Consider the following 16,218-nt stretch of genomic DNA (forward strand, 5'->3'; position numbering starts at 1 on the left):
GCATGGCTCGTCTCGGTTCGGAGTCCGATCGGTCCGCACGCACCCCCGTCGACGGCCTGGTGGACAGCCAGGTCGACATGGCCTCGCTGGAGGCGGCGCAGGAGGAGAAGCGCCGGCTGCTGGACCAGGCAGCCACCGCCGCCTGCGAGCTGTTGACCACCCAGGGCGCCCTGCCGGCCGGCGTCGGACCGGCCGACACCCCCGTCCTGCTGCACCGTTTCTACGCCGGTGAACCGGCCGCCGAGGTGGTCGGCCACGACCCCGTCGAGTTGGCCGGCCTCGCGCTCGGGCACCTCCGGCTGGCGGCCTCCCGCCGGCCGGGCACCCCGGTCGTCGACGTCCACCGGACCGACGGCGGGCAGGCCGTGCTCCGGGTGGTCGTCGACGACATGCCGTTCCTCGTCGACTCCGTCAGCGCCGAGGTGACCCGGCAGGGCATCGCCCCCGACCACGTCGTGCACCCGGTCGTGGTCGTCCGCCGCGACGCCGACGGGGGGCTGGTCGACTTCTGCGACAGCGCCGATGCCGTCACCTGCGGGGCCGACGCGATCGCCGAGTCCTGGATGTCCGTCGTGCTGTCCGGGCAGGTCGACGAGGAGGCTGCCGACGACCTGCTGGCCGGGATCGGTGCCGTGCTGGACGACGTACGCCGGGCACACGCCGACGCCGCGGCTCTGGCCGGGCGGGCCGGGGAGATCGCCGACGCGCTGGACCGGTTGCCGTCCCCCGCGGACGACGGGCACCCCGCCGACGACCCGGCCGAGGCCGCGGCGCTGCTCCGCTGGCTGGCCGGCGGCAACTTCCTCTTCCTCGGCGCCCGCACCGTCGAGCTGGTCGGTGACCCCGCCGAGCCGGCCGTCGACGTGGTCGCCAGCTCCGAGCTCGGCGTGCTGCGCAGCTCCGCCGAGCGCGCCACCTCGGTGGCGCCGGCCGGGCTGGCCGCGCCGGGAGCGGGGGCCGCGCGCTGCGTCCGGATCACCAAGGGGGACGCCCGCTCCACGGTCCAGCGCCCGGCCTGGCTGGACCTGGTCGTCGTCGACCTGCCCAGCGACTCACCGGGCAGCCGTGGCCGCCAGCACCTGCTCGTGGGCCTCTTCCCGAACGAGGCGTACACCAGCAGCGTCCGGGACGTGCCCGTGGTCCGGCGGACCGCCGACGCCGTCCTGGCGCGCTCGGGGGTGCCGGCCGACAGCCACTCGGGCAAGCAGCTGCTCGACGTCCTGGAGACCTACCCGCGCGACGAGCTGCTGCAGGTCGACGTCGACGAGCTGCTGCCGGTGGCGCTGGCCGTGCTGCACCTGCGCGAACGCCGGCAGACCCGGCTGTTCCTGCGCCGCGACCCGTTCGGCCGGTTCTTCTCCGCCCTCGTCTACCTGCCGCGGGACCGGTACACGACGCAGGTGCGGCTGACCATGCAGCGGCTGCTGCTGGAGCACCTGGGCGGCACCCACGTGGAGTTCACCGTCCGGTCCAGCGAGTCGGTGCTCACCCGCCTGCACTTCATCGTCCGGGTGCCGGTGAGCCGGCGGGGTGGTCCGTCGCTGCCCGACGTCGACGTCCCGGCGCTGGAGCAGGCCCTGGCGGCGGCCGCCCGCAGCTGGACCGACGACCTGGCCGCCGCCCTCGTCGCCCGGTACGGCGACGACGCCCCCCGGCTGCTGGCCCGGGTCGCCGACGCCTTCCCCGCGGCCTACCAGGAGGAGTTCCCGGCCCAGGTGGCCGTGGAGGACCTGGCCCGGCTGGACCGGCTGGCCCCCGGCGGGCTGGACCTGCGGCTGCGGGCCCCGGCCGGGCCGGAGGGGGAACGCCGGCTGACCGTGTACCGGGTGGGGGAGCGGCTGCTGCTGTCCGACGTGCTGCCGGTGCTGCAGCACATGGGCGTCGACGTGCTCGACGAGCGGCCGTACGAGGTCGACCGGATCGGCGCCCCGATGGCCTGGGTGTACGACTTCGGCCTGGCGTCGCCGACCACCGAGGTGCCCTTCGCCGGCACGCTGCCCGAGCGGTTCACCGACGCGATCACCGCCGTCTGGGCCGGCCGGGCCGAGGACGACGCACTGAACTCCCTCGTCCTGCTGGCCGGGCTGACCTGGCGGCAGGTCGCCGTGCTGCGCGCCTACGTGCAGTGGCTGCGTCAGGTGGGGCTGCCCTTCGGCCAGTCCTACGTGCAGGAGACCCTCGCCGCGCACCCGGGGATCGTGGCCCGGCTGATCGCGCTGTTCGAGACCCGGTTCCACCCCGACCGCTCGGCCGGCCGCGAGGCGCGCACCACCGCCCTGGTCGAGTCGCTGACCGCGGCGATCGGCGAGGTGGCCTCACTGGACGCCGACCGGGTGCTGTCCTCGCTGCTGGCCGCCGTCCGGGCGACCCTGCGGACGACGGCGTACACGGCCGGCGTCTTCACCGACGGCGCCCCGCTGGCGCTCAAGCTCGACCCCTCCGCCGTCCCCGACCTGCCCGAGCCCCGCCCGGCGCGGGAGGTGTGGGTCAGCTCGCCGCAGGTGATCGGCGTGCACCTGCGGTTCGGTGCGGTCGCCCGCGGGGGGCTGCGCTGGAGCGACCGGCGCGAGGACCTGCGCACCGAGGTGCTGGGCCTGGTCAAGGCGCAGACGGTGAAGAACACCGTGATCGTCCCGACCGGGGCCAAGGGCGGCTTCGTGGTGCTGCGCGGCCCCGGTGAGGGCGCCACCCGCGACGAGGTCCTCGCCGAGGGCAAGGCCCGCTACACCCAGTTCATCGGCGCGCTGCTGGCCCTCACCGACAACCTCGAGGCCGGCGCCGTCGTCCCACCGGAACGGGTCGTCCGGCACGACGGTGACGACACCTACCTGGTGGTCGCCGCCGACAAGGGGACGGCGACCTTCTCCGACCTGGCCAACTCGGTGGCGATCGAGCGCGGGTTCTGGCTGGGCGACGCGTTCGCCTCCGGCGGCTCGGTCGGCTACGACCACAAGGCGATGGGCATCACCGCCCGCGGCGCGTGGGAGTCGGTCACCCGGCACTTCCGCGAGCTCGGCGTGGACGTGCAGAACCAGGAGGTCACCGTCGTCGGGATCGGCGACATGTCCGGTGACGTCTTCGGCAACGGCATGCTGCTGTCCGAGCACCTCCAGCTGGTGGCCGCCTTCGACCACCGGCACGTCTTCGTCGACCCGACCCCGGACGCCGCGGTGTCCTCCGCCGAGCGCCGGCGGCTGTTCGAGCTGCCGCGCTCCTCCTGGGCCGACTACGACCGCTCGCTGATCAGCCCCGGCGGGGGCGTGTGGCCGCGGACGGCGAAGTCGGTGCCGGTGTCCGCGCCGATGCGCACGGCGCTGGGGCTGGCCGACGACGTGGACGCGCTCAGCCCGCCCGAGCTGGTGCGCGCGGTGCTGCTGGCCCCGGTCGACCTGCTGTTCAACGGCGGGATCGGCACCTACGTGAAGGCCGCCGGGGAGAGCGCGCTGGACGTGGGCGACAAGGCCAACGACGCGGTGCGGGTCGACGGCGGTCAGCTGCGGGTCCGGGTGGTCGGTGAGGGCGGCAACCTGGGGCTGACCCAGCGGGGACGGATCGAGTACGCGCTGGCCGGTGGGCGGGTCAACACCGATGCGATCGACAACTCCGCCGGTGTCGACACCTCCGACCACGAGGTCAACATCAAGATCGCGCTGAACCGGGTGGTGGACGACGGGCGGCTGGACCCGGACGGCCGGGCCCGGCTGCTGGCGGCGATGACCGACGAGGTCGCGGCGACCGTCATCGGGGACAACTACGCGCAGAACGCCGCGCTGGCCTCCGAGAGCGCCGCGAGCCGGGGCCTGCTCGACGCCCACCAGCGCTACCTGCGCGCGCTGGAGCGCACGGGCCGGCTCGACCGCGCGGTGGAGGCGCTGCCCGACGACCGGGCGATCGCCGAGCGGCGCCGCGACGGTCAGGGACTGACCGGGCCCGAGCTCTCCGTGCTGCTGGCCTACGCCAAGATCGAGGCGGGCGACGCGGTGCTGGACTCCGGGCTGCCCGACGACCCGGCGCTGGCCGACCTGCTCCAGGACTACTTCCCCACCGAGCTGCGCGCCCGTTTCCCCGCCGCGCTGGACAGTCACCCGCTGCGCCGGGAGATCGTCGCCACGGTGCTGAGCAACCGGGCGGTCAACACCGCCGGGGTCACCGGGCTGTTCCGGCTGGGCGAGGAGACCGGTGCCCCGGTCGCGGCCGTGGTGCGGGCGCACACCGTCGCCCGGGCGGTGTTCGACGTCGACCGGCTGTGGGACGCCCCGCGCGACCTGGACAACCGGGTGCCGGCCGCCACCCAGGTGCGGCTGCGCACCGAGGCGACCCGGCTGGCCGAGCGGACCACCCGCTGGCTGCTGCGGATCCCCGAGCTCACCGCCGAGCCGGCGGCCACCCTGACCCCGGTGATCGAACGGTTCGCCGGGCCGGTCGCCGAGGTGTGCGCCGGCCTGCCCGGTTGGCTGCTGGGGGCCGACGCCGAGGCCTACGCGGAGCGCGCTGCGGAGCTCCGGGCCGCCGGCGTCGCGCCGGAGCTGGCCGCCGAGGTCGCCGCAGCGCCGCTGCTGCCGACCGCGCTGGACCTCGCGGTGGTGTCCGAGGAGACCGGCGCCCCCATCGCGCTGGCCGCGCAGGTGTCCCAGTGCCTGGCCGAGCGCCTGGGGCTCGTGCCGCTGCGCGAACTGGTGATCGAGCTGCCCCGGGACCGGCGCTGGCCGTCGATGGCCCGGGCGAGCCTGCGCGACGACCTGGCCACCGAGCAGGCGACGCTCACCGGTGACGTGCTGGGCCTGCGGCGTTCCGACGGCGACGCCGCGGCCGACCTGGTCGAGCGGTGGGTCGACGCCTGGGACGTCGCCCAGCAGCGGGCTGCGGCCCAGCTCGCCGACCTGGCCGGTGGTGATCGGCACGAGCTGGCCGAGCTGCTGGTCGCCGTCCGCACGCTGCGGGGGCTGCGCCGGCGCCGCTGAACCCCACCGGATCCGGGCGACACGCCGACGACGCGGAGTACACAGCGGATGGATGGGGCACAACCGGACTCGTGAAGACCGCTGTGATCGCCACCCTCGGTGGCCTGCTGACCCTCGCCGGCATCGCGCTGCTGGTGCTGCCCGGCCCGGGGTTCGTGCTCGTCGCTGCCGGGCTCGCGGTGCTGGCCACCCGGTTCGCCTGGGCGAAGAAGCCGCTGGACTACGCCCAGGACAAGGCCGTGGCCGGCGTCGAGGAGGTCGGTCGCAGCCCCTGGCGGGCAGCCGTTGCCGTCCTCGCCGCCCTGGCCCTGGTCGTCGTCGGGGCGCTCGTGCTCGCCGGGGTGGAGCTGCCGTTCACCAACGCCTTCACCGCCCTCGTCCTGGTGCTCTCCGGGGTGTTCCTCGTCGGCACGGTGGTCTTCGCCCGCCGGCACGAGAAGGTCATGGTGGCCCGGGCGCACCGCCCGGCCGGGGTCGCCGGCACCGACGGTGCCTACCGCGTGGCCCCGTCGAACCTGGACTGAGCTCCGGCTCGACCCGGCGGGTCAGAGCTCCGGACGGCGCCGGCCGAAGCCGGTGGCCTGCTCGAACGCGTGGCCGACCTCCAGCACCCGCCGGTCGGCCCGCGGCGCACCGATGACCTGCAGGCCCACCGGCAGCCCGTCCGGGGTGAAGCCACCGGGCACCGACAGGGCGGGGCACCCGGTCGCCGAGATCAGCGTGCAGGAGCGCATCCAGCCCAGGTAGTCCTCCTGCGGGACGCCGGCGACCTCGGTCGGGTACTCCTGCTCGACCGGGAACGGCAGCACCTGCGTGGTCGGGGCCAGCAGCACGTCGAAGCGCTCGAAGAACGCGACGACCCGCTCGAAGAGGGCCGTGTGCGCGACCTCCGCGCGGCCGACGTCGGCGCCGGTCAGCGCCGCACCCCGGGCGGCGTTCCAGCGGATCGTCTCCTTCACCTGGTCCGGGTGCTCACGCACCAGGGCGCCGAAGCTCGCCTCGAACAGCCAGGCCCGCAGCACCCCGAACGCCTCGTCGGCGCCGGCCAGGTCCGGGCAGTCCTCCTCGACGGTGGCGCCGAGGTCACGGAACACCCCGAGCTGCTCCATCAGCACGGCGGTGATCGCCGGGTCGACCGGGACCTGGCCGCCCAGGTCGGGTGCCCAGGCCACCCGCAGGCCGGTCAGCTCGGTCGGCAGCGGCGCGGCGAACGGGGCGCCGGGGTCGGTCAGCGAGATCGGCACCCGCGGGTCGGGGCCGGCCAGTGCGGACAGCCCCAGCGCGACGTCGCCGACGGTGCGGCCCATCGGCCCCTGTACCGACAGCTGGGACCAGCCGATCGCCGTCGGGTGGCTGGGCACCCGGCCGGGCGTGGGGCGCAGGCCTACGACGTTGCAGAACGCCGCCGGGTTGCGCAGCGAGCCGCCCATGTCGCTGCCCTCGGCGATCGGCACCAGCCCGGCGGCCAGCGCCGCGGCCGCGCCGCCGGAGGACCCGCCGGCGGACAGCCCGTGCCGGTAGGGGTTGTGGGTGGCGCCGAACAGGGTGTTGAAGGTGTGCGAGCCGGCCGCGAACTCGGGCACGTTCGTCTTGCCGACCCGGATCGCCCCGGCCGCCTTCAGCCGGGCGACGACGAGCTCGTCGCGGTCCGGCACCGTCTCGGCGTGCAGCGGTGAGCCCCAGGTGGTGCGCATGCCCCCGGTGGCGTGGGTGTCCTTGTGCGCGACCGGCAGGCCGTGCAGCGGACCGACCGGCTCACCGGCGGCCAGCCGGGCGTCGGCGGCGTCGGCCGCGGCCCGGGCGCCCTCGGCGTCCAGCGTGACGATCGCGTTGAGCTCCGGGTTCAGCCGCTCGATCCGGTCGAGGTGGGCGTCCATCAGCTCCCGCGCGGAGACCTCCCGGTCGCGGACCAGCGCGACCAGCTCGGTCGCCGGACGGGTGCACAGCTCGTCGAGGTCGCTCACCCTGGCGACCGTACTGGGTGTCTCAGCGCTGAGGAACCTCGGTCAGCGGGTGACCGCTGCTGCTGGGACGACGAGGGTCAGCTCGGTGTGGCCGTCGTGTTCCACGTGCAACCCCGACCGGCGCAGCAGCGCCCGCAACCGGACGACGGAGTCCGGCTCGGCCGTGGTGGTCGCCAGCAGCCGCGCCAGCCGGCCCTTGTGCGCCTTGTTGAAGTGGCTGACCACCGCCCGGGTGCCGTCGGGGCGCTCGCTGAGCACCTGCACGGTGACCGCGTTCGGGACGGGGGCCAGCTCGGCGTACGCCCCGGAGCGCAGGTCGACCACCAGGTCGTCGACGCCGATCAGCACGTCGGTGAGCACCGGCTTCCAGAGCGACCGCAGCGTCGGCAGCCCGGGCAGGGAGCTGCCCGCGGACAGCCGGTAGGCGGGGACGGGGTCGTCGGCGCGCAGCAGCCCGAACAGCGCGGAGCCCACCGCCAGCCGCCCCGCGGCCCGGCGGCGTTGGGCCCGGGCGAGGGACCGCACGTCCAGGGCGTCGTACAGGACGCCGGTGTAGCGCTCGATCGCCGGCATCGTCGGGCTGGTGCGCAGTGCGGCGTTGCGGGCGATCTCGCCGTCCTGGGCGGGGGAGAGGCCGAGCGCGGCCCGGGCGGCCGGGACGTCGCCGGCGAGCGACACCACCGCGGTCACCAGTTGTTCGCGCAGGGGGTTCAGCTCCGGGGTGCCCAGGGCACTCAGGTCCAGCGGGGCGCCGTCCCCGCCGGGGTGCTTGGTCTCCGACGGCGGCAGCAGGACGAGCACGAGCACGAACGGTAGGGGACCGCGCCCGCCGTGTTCGTGGGCGCCCCTGGGTCGCGTGATCTACCGTTCGGCGACTGCTGCGTTCGCAGTGCAGGCCGGTCGGTCGGTGAGGACAGGAGGTGACGGCAGGTGCTCGTGCTCGACAGCGCTGCCGTCTCCACCCGCGGCCCCCGCCCGGACAACCAGGACTCCGCGGTCGCCGGCCCCCAGTTGATCGGCATCGCCGACGGGGTGGGCGGCAACGTCGGTGGTGCGGTCGCCTCCTCGCTGGTGGTCAACTGGCTGGCCCCACTGGCCAACGGCAGCACTGGCGAGGGTGCGGACGACCCGGTGCGGATCGTGGCCAGCGCGAACGAGCGGATCCGGGCCGCCTACACCGAGCGCCCGCGGCTGCGGACGATGGCGACCACGATGACCGTGCTGCACGTCGACGCCGAGGGGCTGGCCCTGCTGCACATCGGCGACTCCCGCGGTTACCTGCTCCAGGACGGCGAGCTGCAGCAGGTCAGCACCGACCACACCCTGGTGCAGGCGCTGATCGACGCCGGCTCGCTCACGCCGGCCGAGGCGAAGGTGCACCCCCAGCGGTCGGCGGTCTACGCGGCGCTGCACGGCGCGGACGACGACGTGGCCGCGGTCGACGTGCTGCGGCTGGACGCGCGCGCCGGTGACCGGGTGATGGTCTGCTCCGACGGGCTGTCCGACGTCGTCCCGCCGGCGGTGCTGTGCGACCTGCTGGCCGCCGAGGGCACGCCCGCCGAGGCCGCCGCACGCCTGCGGGACGCCGCGCTGGCCGGGCCGCCCACCGACAACATCACCGTCGTCGTCGCCGACGTCCTGGAGGCGGTGTCGGACGGCGGCCCGGTCCGGGTGTGCACGTTCGGCGCCGCCACCGAGCTCCGCGAGGAGACCGCCGAGGCGCTGGAGGCCGTCTGGCCCGGCCCGGTGCCGGTCGGTCTGGTCCAGCACCGCCCCCGCTGAGCGCCTCGTCCCTGCCTCACGTCCAGTAGAGCAACCGGGCGGCGGGCAGCCGGTCGGCGATCGCGTCGGTGAACCAGCTCCGCAGCTCGGTCATGGTGTCCCGCGGGTAGACGTGCTTCACGGCCCCGAACTTGCCGCGCTTGGTGGTCCGGACGTCCTCGTCCATCTCCAGCTTCGTGCGCGGGTACCAGTCGGTCAGCGTGGCCTTGCTGCCCGGCGTGAACCGGTGGGTGATGCACTCGACGGTGAGATCGGTACCGGTGGGGAGCGCCGCGGCGACGTCGTCCAGCAGCTGGCCGTACTCCTCTCGCCAGCCCTCGCCGGGCATGATCGGGGCGATGGTCAGGCCGACGGGGTAGCCGGCGGCGGCCACCGCGCCCAGGGCGGCGATGCGGCCGGCGACCGGCGAGGTCGCCCCTTCGAAGCGGCGGGCCACCGAGGCGGCGTTCAGCGAGAAGCGCAGCCGGGTCCGGCCGCCGTGCGGCAGGTCGAGCAGGCCGGCGACGTCGTCGAACTTGGTGGTGGCCCGCAGCTGCACCGGCCCGGCCCAGTCGTGGGTGCCGAAGTGCCTGATCGCCGTGGCCAGCCCGCCGGTCAGGTGCTCCAGCGCCAGGGGGTCGGTGTAGCACGAGGCCTCAAATGTCGTCCCCTCGCCGGCGCGGGCAGCGGACCCGGAGGTGACGGTGCCGTGCCCGACACAGCCGTCCAGGCCCGCCAGGGCCTCGTCGAGGTCGGCGTACACCCGGGTGATCGGCGGCCCGGACAGCGAGCCGGCCAGGTAGCAGTACTGGCAGTGCGCCGGGCAGCCCTGCGCGAGGTCGAACCGCCAGTCGGCCGAGGGGGCGATCGGCTGCAGCCGGCGCAGCGAGGGCGGCGGCACCACCAGTGCCAACGTCTGCTTGGCCGCCATGAACGCCGCCCGGTCGCCGTCGCCGCGCAGGGCGGGCAGCCGGTCGCCGCGCAGCAGTTCGATGTCGCTGACCCCCGCGGCCTCCAGCTGGGCCAGCACCCGCTGCCCGTACGGGCGTTCGGCCGCGGAACGGGTGACGAGGACCCGGGACGGCGTCCACAGCCGGGTCGGCGTGGGAGCCGTGACAGGTCGAACGGCGAGCGGGGCGGCGGGGAGCGGGGAGCTGGTGGGAGCGGTGCGCGCGGTGGGCATCGCCTGGTGCAACGGCCCCCGGACGGCCGTCCTTCCGCTCAGGCGGCGCGTCGCCGGACGAGGTCGCGATGTGCCATCAGCGCCCAGACGACGTGCCGCAGGTCCATCCGCTCGCCGTCGGAGGGGAGGGCCGAGGGCAGCAGGTGCGCGGACGGGAGCAGTGACGTCAGCCCGTCCGGGGCGGTCCCGCGGAACCGCTCCCCGGTGTCGGACCACGGGCGCCCGCCGTCCGGGGTGACGGCGACCAGCCGGCCGCCGCGCCGGCTGAGCGCCAGGTCGTGGTCGTGGACGAGCCCGTGGTCGACGTCGCAGAGCAGGACGAGGTTGGAGACGTCGGTGCGGCCGCCGTGCAGCCAGTGTCGCAGGTGGTGGGCGTGCAGACGTTCCGGCCGCGTCTCCTCGCAGCCCGGTCGCGCACAGCCGCCGTCGCGCAGCAGCAGTGCGCGGCGCTGGGCGCGGGTGGCGTATCGCCGCGACCGGCCCTGGGCCAGCACCTCGGGGCCGTCGGTGACGATCGCGGTGACGGCCGCGTCGCAGGCCAGCCGACGCGCCTGCGCAGGCGTGAGGGCCGGACCGCCTTCCAGCGCGGCCCGCCCGGCGGCCTCGTCGTCGGCGAGCACCGCGGCGTCCACGACGACGACCACCTCGCGACGGGGCGGGTCCCCGGCGCGGCGGTCGGCGTCGGCCGCCGCCGCGGCCAGCTGGGTCATCGCTCGGCAGCGGCGCTCGGTGGTCACGGCCAGCGGCTCCGCCTCGTCCTCGGCCGGGGGATCGCCGGTGGCACGTCCTCCCGCGGCGGGGACGCCGGTGGAGGCCGCCTGACCGTCCCCAGCCGGTTCGGGACCGCCGGCCAGGGCGGCCCGGGCGCGGCGACGGGCGGCCCGCTCCCGGCGGGCGTCCCGTTCGGCGAGCGACTCGATCGCGGCGAGGAACTCGGCGCCCTGCTCGGCCTCCATCCGCACCTGCACCGAGACCATCCCGTCGTCCTCGGTCCACCAGGAGAACCGTCGCCGGTCGGCGACCCGGCCCGCGTCGACGTCGTCGGCCCGGCGCCAGGCCCGCACGGTGCGCTCCACCTGGGAGGCGGTGGCGTGCCGGGCGAACTCGACGAGCTCGGCCTCGGTGCCCGGTTCGGCGACCCGGGTCAGTGCGCGCACCTTCGAGTAGGAGAGCTCACCGGCGGAGAAGGCGGCGCTGGTGAGTGGCAGCGCACGCAGTGCCCGCGCCACGCGGACGTGTTGCCGGGCCGTCCCCGGCGTCAGCGCGCACTTCCAGGCCAGCCAGTGCGCGCACGAGGTGATGCCGACGCCTCCCCAGCCCTCCCGCTCGTCGAACTCGGCGACCAGCCGCAACCAGGAGGCCGACGCCGCCGCCAGCTGCACCGCGCCGGCGCAGATCCGATCACCGAGCGCTTCGATCGGCTCCATCGGCTCGATCGAGTCGGTGGTGACGAGGGGGGCGACGGGCAGCGGCAGCGGAGTGATCAGCTTCTCGATCATGTGTTCGAACGTAGGGGAGACCGCTGACAGAAGTGCAGCTCGGTCGCGCGTGACGGTTCCGCGGAACCGTCACGGCGGACATGGTCCGAGGATGCAGTGGTGCAGCGCGGTCAGCGAGGATGACGCCACCGACCGAACCGAGGGGGTGTCATGGCCGCATCAGCTGGCCCGGACTTCAGGGGTGGCCGCAACATCGCCATGAAGGTGCCGCCCCACCAGTGGGAAGAGACCGTCCGGTTCTACCGGGAGACCCTCGGGCTGCGGGAGCTGGCCAACCCGTTCGACACCGGTCCGGAGTCGGTGGGCTTCGAGTTCGGCGCCAACCGGCTGTGGATCGACCGGGTCCCCGGCGTGAGCCAGGCGGAACTCTGGCTGCAGGTGACGACCGAGGACACCGCAGCCGCGGCCGACCGCCTGGCGGCCCACGGAGTGGCCCGCTGCGACGAGATCGAGCCACTGGGCACCACGGCAGCCTTCTGGATCACCAGTCCGGCCAGCATCGTGCACCTGGTGTCGGCGCCCGATCGGGACTGAGCTGGCTCAGTCGGCCAGGTCGACGACGACCGGGGCGTGGTCGCTGGCGCCCTTGCCCTTGCGCTCCTCGCGGTCGATCCTGCCTCCGGTGACCCGCTGCGCCAGCGCCGGCGAGCCGAGCACGAAGTCGATCCGCATGCCCTCGCGGCGGGGGAAGCGGAGCTGGGTGTAGTCCCAGTAGGTGTAGACCCCCGGCCCGGGCGTGTACGGCCGGACGACATCGGTGAAGCCGGCCTCGACCACGCCCCGGAACGCGGCCCGCTCGGGCTCGGACACGTGCGTGGAGGAGCTGAACACCGAGATGTCCCAGACGTCGTCGTCCTGCGGGGCGATGTTCCAGTCGCCGACCAGCGCCACCTGCGCCTCGGCGTCCTCGGTGAGCCATCCGCCGGCGTGCACCCGCAGCGCCTCCAGCCACTCGAGCTTGTACTGCAGGTGCGGGTCGGTCAGCGTGCGGCCGTTGGGCACGTACAGGCTCCACACCCGGACCCCGCCGCAGACCGCACCGAGTGCACGGGCCTCCTGGGCGGGCTCCACGCCCTCCTTCGACGACCACGAGGGCATGCTGGGGAAGCCGACCTGGACGTCGCTGATCCCGACTCGGGAGAGCAGCGCGACGCCGTTCCACTGCGAGTGGCCGACGTGGGCGACGTCGTAGCCCAGCGCCCGGAACCGGTCTTCCGGGAACTGCTCGTCCTTGCACTTGGTCTCCTGCAGCGCCAGGACGTCGCAGTCACTGCGCTGCAGCCAGGCCTCCACCCGGTCGACTCGGCTGCGGATGGAGTTGACGTTCCAGGTGGCCAGGCGCACGGGTGCCGAGCCTAGGTGAGGCTCGCTCCCCGTCAGGCCTGGGGCAGGGGGGTGAGCGGGGTGTCCTGGCGGGCCTGCACGCGGGCGCGCATCCGGTCCCGGCTCTCCACGAACTTGGTGGCCTGGGCGTCGAGGCCGACCAGGAACCGGGCGAGCTCCTCGCGGGCCTGCTCGCCCTCGGGGCCGAGGTTGGTGCGCTCGAACACCTTCCACGCGCGCAGCACGGGCTGGATGACCTCGTCGTGGTGCAGACGCAGGTCGTAGATGCCGGCCTTGGCGATGAGCACGGAGTTCTTCCGGAAACCGGCCATGGTGGCGCCGGGCATCTCGAAGCGCATCACCTCGTCGGCGACCGCCCGCATGGTCTTGTCCGGCTCGATCTCGAAGGCCGCGGAGACGATGTTCCGGTAGAAGACCATGTGCAGGTTCTCGTCCTTGGCGATCCGGGCGAGGAGCTGGTCGGCGATCGGGTCGCCGGTGGCCTTGCCGGTGTTGCGGTGGCTCACCCGCGTGGCGAGCTCCTGGAACGAGACGTAGGCGACCGCCTCGAGGGGGGTCTTGTCGCCGGAGTCGTAGCCCGAGGTCATGTAGTCCATCCGGGCCCGCTCGAGCTCGACGGGGTCGACCCCGCGGGTGACGACGAGGTAGTCGCGCAGCGCGACGCCGTGCCGGTTCTCCTCCGCCGTCCAGCGGCCGACCCACGTGCCCCAGGCGCCGTCGCGGCCGAAGCGGGTGGCGATCTCCCGGTGGTAGCTGGGGAGGTTGTCCTCGGTGAGCAGGTTGGTGAACATCGCCGCCTTGGCGGTCTCGTCCAGCCGGGACTGCTCCGGCGACCAGTCCTCGCCGCCGAGGAAGGCGAAGTCCCGTCCCTGCGACCACGGGACGTAGTCGTGGGGGTGCCATTCCTGCGCCAGCCCGATGTGGCGGTTCAGGTTCTCCTCCACCACCGGCTCGAGCTCGCTGAGCAGTGCTGCCTCGCGCGACGTGTGGGACACGATCGACCTCCTCGGTCCGGTACTTGCGATGTGGTGATCCACGCGGACCGTGCCGACGTGCGGTGGCCGACTGCGGTCGCGTCTGACCCTTCCGTACCCGGGGGTGACCGCACCAGACATCGAGGTGTGACCGGGCACACGGCCTGCGCTCCCGGGGGTGAGGCCGTCCGCCGAGCCCGTGATCCGAGGCCGAAACGGTGCGATCATGGCCGGATGACCGGATCCGCGATGCACGGGGCTGCCGCGTGAGCGACGAACCAGCGACCCGGCAGGGCGGTCGGCACGGCAGGCGGAGAGGTCCCCACACCGTCCGTGGCTTCGGCCCGGCCCTGCTGTTCACCGTGGTCGGTGCCCTGGTCCCCGGCTCCGCCTTCCTGGCCACCGGGCGGCGCCGGCTCGGTGCGGTGGTCGTCGTCGTGTTCATGGTCCTGCTCGGTGGGGTGGCCTACCTGGCCACCACGGGTCTGCGCGACGTGATCGCGGTGGCCGTCGACTCGACGGCCCTGCGGTGGGTGATCGGCGGCATCGTCGCTCTCGCGGTGGCCTGGCTGCTCGTCGTGCTGATCGGTTACGCCCTGCTGTTGCCGCGCCGTACGCGAGCATGGCAACACGTGCTCGGCGCGGTCGTCGTCCTGACCCTGTGCGCGGGGGTGGTCATGCCCGCCGTGTGGGCCGTGCGGATCGCCGATGCCCAGGCCCAGCTGCTCGACAACGTGTTCGCCGACCGGGAGAGCGCCACGGTCACCGACTCCTCCGACGACCCCGACCCCTTCGGTGACCGGGAGGAGGTCAACTTCCTGCTGCTGGGCGGGGACGGCGGCGAGGGCCGCGAGGGCGTGCGCACCGACACGGTGATCGTCGCCAACGTGCAGACCGACACCGGCGCCACCACGCTGTTCAGCCTGCCCCGCAACCTGCAGGAGCTCCCCTTCCCCGAGGACAGTCCGCTGGGCGAGGTCTACCCCGACGGCTTCGACGCCGGGTCCGAGGCCGAGTCCATCCTGAACGCCGTCTACCGCAACGGCCCGGCCTGGTACCCCGACGTCCTCGGCCCGACCGATGACCCCGGCGCGGACTTCCTGAAGCTCGGCGTCGGCGAGGCCCTCGGCCTGGAGATCGACTACTTCGTGCTGGTCAACCTGGACGGCTTCAGCCGGCTGGTCGACGCGCTCGGGGGCATCGACGTGAACGTCAACTACTACGTGCCGATCGGTGGCGAGCCGACGCTCGGGATCCTGCCGGACGACTACATCGCGCCCGGCCCGGACCAGCACATGGACGGCACCCGGGCCCTGGACTACGCGCGCGGCCGGTTCGGCCTCTCCGACTACCAGCGCATGGACCGCCAGCGGTGCGTGATCGGCGCGATCGTCGACGCCGCCAACCCGGTCACCCTGCTCACCCGGTTCCAGCAGCTGGCCGCGACCACCCAGGACATCGTGTCCACCGACGTGCCCCAGTCCCGCCTGGACGAGCTCGTCGACCTGGCGTTCGAGGTCAAGGACGCCGAGATCCGGAGCGTCGTCTTCGACGACACGGTGATCGACCCGGCCTACCCGGACTACGACCGGATCCGCGCGTTGGTGCAGCAGGCGCTGGACGGCCCGTCGGACACCCCGTCCGCGGACACCTCCTCGCCCGCGGACGAGCCCGCGGACGAGCCCGCCGAGAGCGAGCCGGCGGACGACGCGTCCGCGACCTCGTCGCCTGGCGCGACCAGCGCCGCGCCACCAGAGCCGGACCCGGCCGCCGAGGTCGGTGACGCCTGCGCCTACGACCCGGCACAGGCGCAGGCCGCCCGCGCGGAGGGGGAGCCCCCCACCCGCAACGGCTGACGCCGTCAGCCCGCCAGCACGACCAGGAGCGTGCGCGGGCCGTGCACGCCCTCGACCCGCTGCAGCTCGATGTCGCTGGTCGCCGAGGGGCCGCTGACCATCGTCAGCGGGCGCAGCGGGTCCAGCCGGGCCAGCCCCTCGGGCACGCTGCCCACCACCTGGTCGGCGGTCACCACGCAGACCAGGCAGTCCGGCAGCAGGGACAGCGCCCGCCGGCCGCAGGCCGGGGAGCCGTCCAGCACCAGGGTGCCGGTCTCGGCGACCGCCACCGCCACGGCGGTGACCGAGGCGGCCCGGTCGGCGAGCTGCACCGCCGGCCGGTCGTCGTCGACGTCGCAGCCGGCCGGCCGCCAGTCCTCGGCCAGTCCCGGGGCGACGACGACGTCGCCGGCCGACCACCCGCTGCCCAGCCCCTGGTCCAGGGCGGCCCGGACGGTGGCGCCCACCTCGGCCGGGGCGCAGCGCAGCACCGTGGCCCGGTAGTCCTCCACCCGGTCGACCAGCAGCTCCAGCAGCGCCGGGGCGCCGGCCGGGCGGCCATCGGTGAGCCGGTAGTCGCGCACCACCTCCTCCGGCGGCGTCCGGTCCGCCCCCAGGGCCTGGCGCACCCGGGACAGCACCTCCTCGCGTGCGCTCACCGTCGTCCTCCTGTCGTGTTGCACGTGGAACGTCGGCC

Annotated in this window: 12 protein-coding genes; 5 read left to right on the forward strand and 7 right to left on the reverse strand. The window is 74.6% G+C overall.

Going from position 1 to position 16,218, the window contains the following annotated elements; all coding sequences use genetic code 11:
- The first annotated feature begins 2 nt into the window (after window positions 1-2).
- Both O2V61_RS10740 and O2V61_RS10745 read left to right on the forward strand, forming a co-directional pair.
- Window positions 3-4,961 (forward strand): NAD-glutamate dehydrogenase, encoded by a 4,959-nt coding sequence (locus O2V61_RS10740; protein WP_269183298.1) that lies wholly within the window; start codon window positions 3-5, stop codon window positions 4,959-4,961.
- Window positions 4,962-5,032: 71 nt separating this feature from the next.
- The gene (locus tag O2V61_RS10745) at window positions 5,033-5,485 is read left to right on the forward strand and encodes a PGPGW domain-containing protein (RefSeq protein WP_269183299.1); all 453 of its coding nucleotides are present in this window, start codon (window positions 5,033-5,035) and stop codon (window positions 5,483-5,485) included.
- A 21-nt stretch (window positions 5,486-5,506) separates the two neighbouring features.
- Here O2V61_RS10745 and O2V61_RS10750 read toward each other — a convergent pair whose 3' ends face one another.
- Both O2V61_RS10750 and yaaA read right to left on the reverse strand, forming a co-directional pair.
- Window positions 5,507-6,925, reverse strand: a complete 1,419-nt coding sequence (locus O2V61_RS10750) for an amidase (protein WP_269183300.1) — start codon at window positions 6,923-6,925, stop codon at window positions 5,507-5,509.
- A 42-nt stretch (window positions 6,926-6,967) separates the two neighbouring features.
- On the reverse strand, window positions 6,968-7,732 hold the full coding sequence (yaaA, locus tag O2V61_RS10755; protein ID WP_269183301.1) for a peroxide stress protein YaaA: 765 nt from the start codon (window positions 7,730-7,732) through the stop codon (window positions 6,968-6,970).
- A gap of 123 nt (window positions 7,733-7,855) precedes the next feature.
- On the opposite strand from yaaA, the gene O2V61_RS10760 reads away from it, so the two are divergent.
- Entirely contained in the window at window positions 7,856-8,707 is an 852-nt protein-coding gene (locus O2V61_RS10760; protein WP_269183302.1) for a PP2C family protein-serine/threonine phosphatase, read from the forward strand.
- A gap of 16 nt (window positions 8,708-8,723) precedes the next feature.
- On the opposite strand, the gene O2V61_RS10765 is transcribed toward O2V61_RS10760, so the two are convergent.
- Together O2V61_RS10765 and O2V61_RS10770 are read right to left on the reverse strand one after the other, a co-directional pair.
- Window positions 8,724-9,869 (reverse strand): SPL family radical SAM protein, encoded by a 1,146-nt coding sequence (locus O2V61_RS10765; protein WP_269183303.1) that lies wholly within the window; start codon window positions 9,867-9,869, stop codon window positions 8,724-8,726.
- Between the two features lie 38 nt (window positions 9,870-9,907).
- Complete coding sequence (locus O2V61_RS10770) at window positions 9,908-11,368, reverse strand: HNH endonuclease signature motif containing protein (RefSeq protein WP_269183304.1); 1,461 nt, start codon at window positions 11,366-11,368, stop codon at window positions 9,908-9,910.
- A gap of 150 nt (window positions 11,369-11,518) precedes the next feature.
- Here O2V61_RS10770 and O2V61_RS10775 point away from each other — a divergent pair, with 150 nt between their 5' ends.
- The gene (locus tag O2V61_RS10775) at window positions 11,519-11,902 is read left to right on the forward strand and encodes a hypothetical protein (RefSeq protein ID WP_269183305.1); all 384 of its coding nucleotides are present in this window, start codon (window positions 11,519-11,521) and stop codon (window positions 11,900-11,902) included.
- A gap of 6 nt (window positions 11,903-11,908) precedes the next feature.
- Here O2V61_RS10775 and O2V61_RS10780 read toward each other — a convergent pair whose 3' ends face one another.
- Both O2V61_RS10780 and O2V61_RS10785 read right to left on the reverse strand, forming a co-directional pair.
- On the reverse strand, window positions 11,909-12,712 hold the full coding sequence (locus O2V61_RS10780; RefSeq protein WP_269183306.1) for an exodeoxyribonuclease III: 804 nt from the start codon (window positions 12,710-12,712) through the stop codon (window positions 11,909-11,911).
- 32 nt (window positions 12,713-12,744) lie between these two features.
- Window positions 12,745-13,707, reverse strand: coding sequence for an acyl-ACP desaturase (locus O2V61_RS10785; protein ID WP_269183307.1), 963 nt, complete (start codon window positions 13,705-13,707; stop codon window positions 12,745-12,747).
- Window positions 13,708-13,952: 245 nt separating this feature from the next.
- On the opposite strand from O2V61_RS10785, the gene O2V61_RS10790 reads away from it, so the two are divergent.
- On the forward strand, window positions 13,953-15,542 hold the full coding sequence (locus tag O2V61_RS10790) for an LCP family protein (RefSeq protein ID WP_269183308.1): 1,590 nt from the start codon (window positions 13,953-13,955) through the stop codon (window positions 15,540-15,542).
- Between the two features lie 5 nt (window positions 15,543-15,547).
- On the opposite strand, the gene O2V61_RS10795 is transcribed toward O2V61_RS10790, so the two are convergent.
- Window positions 15,548-16,180, reverse strand: coding sequence for a LutC/YkgG family protein (locus O2V61_RS10795; RefSeq protein WP_269183309.1), 633 nt, complete (start codon window positions 16,178-16,180; stop codon window positions 15,548-15,550).
- Window positions 16,181-16,218: the final 38 nt, after the last annotated feature.

The sequence above is a fragment of the Modestobacter sp. VKM Ac-2985 genome, from assembly GCF_026967925.1.
Classification (GTDB): domain Bacteria; phylum Actinomycetota; class Actinomycetes; order Mycobacteriales; family Geodermatophilaceae; genus Modestobacter.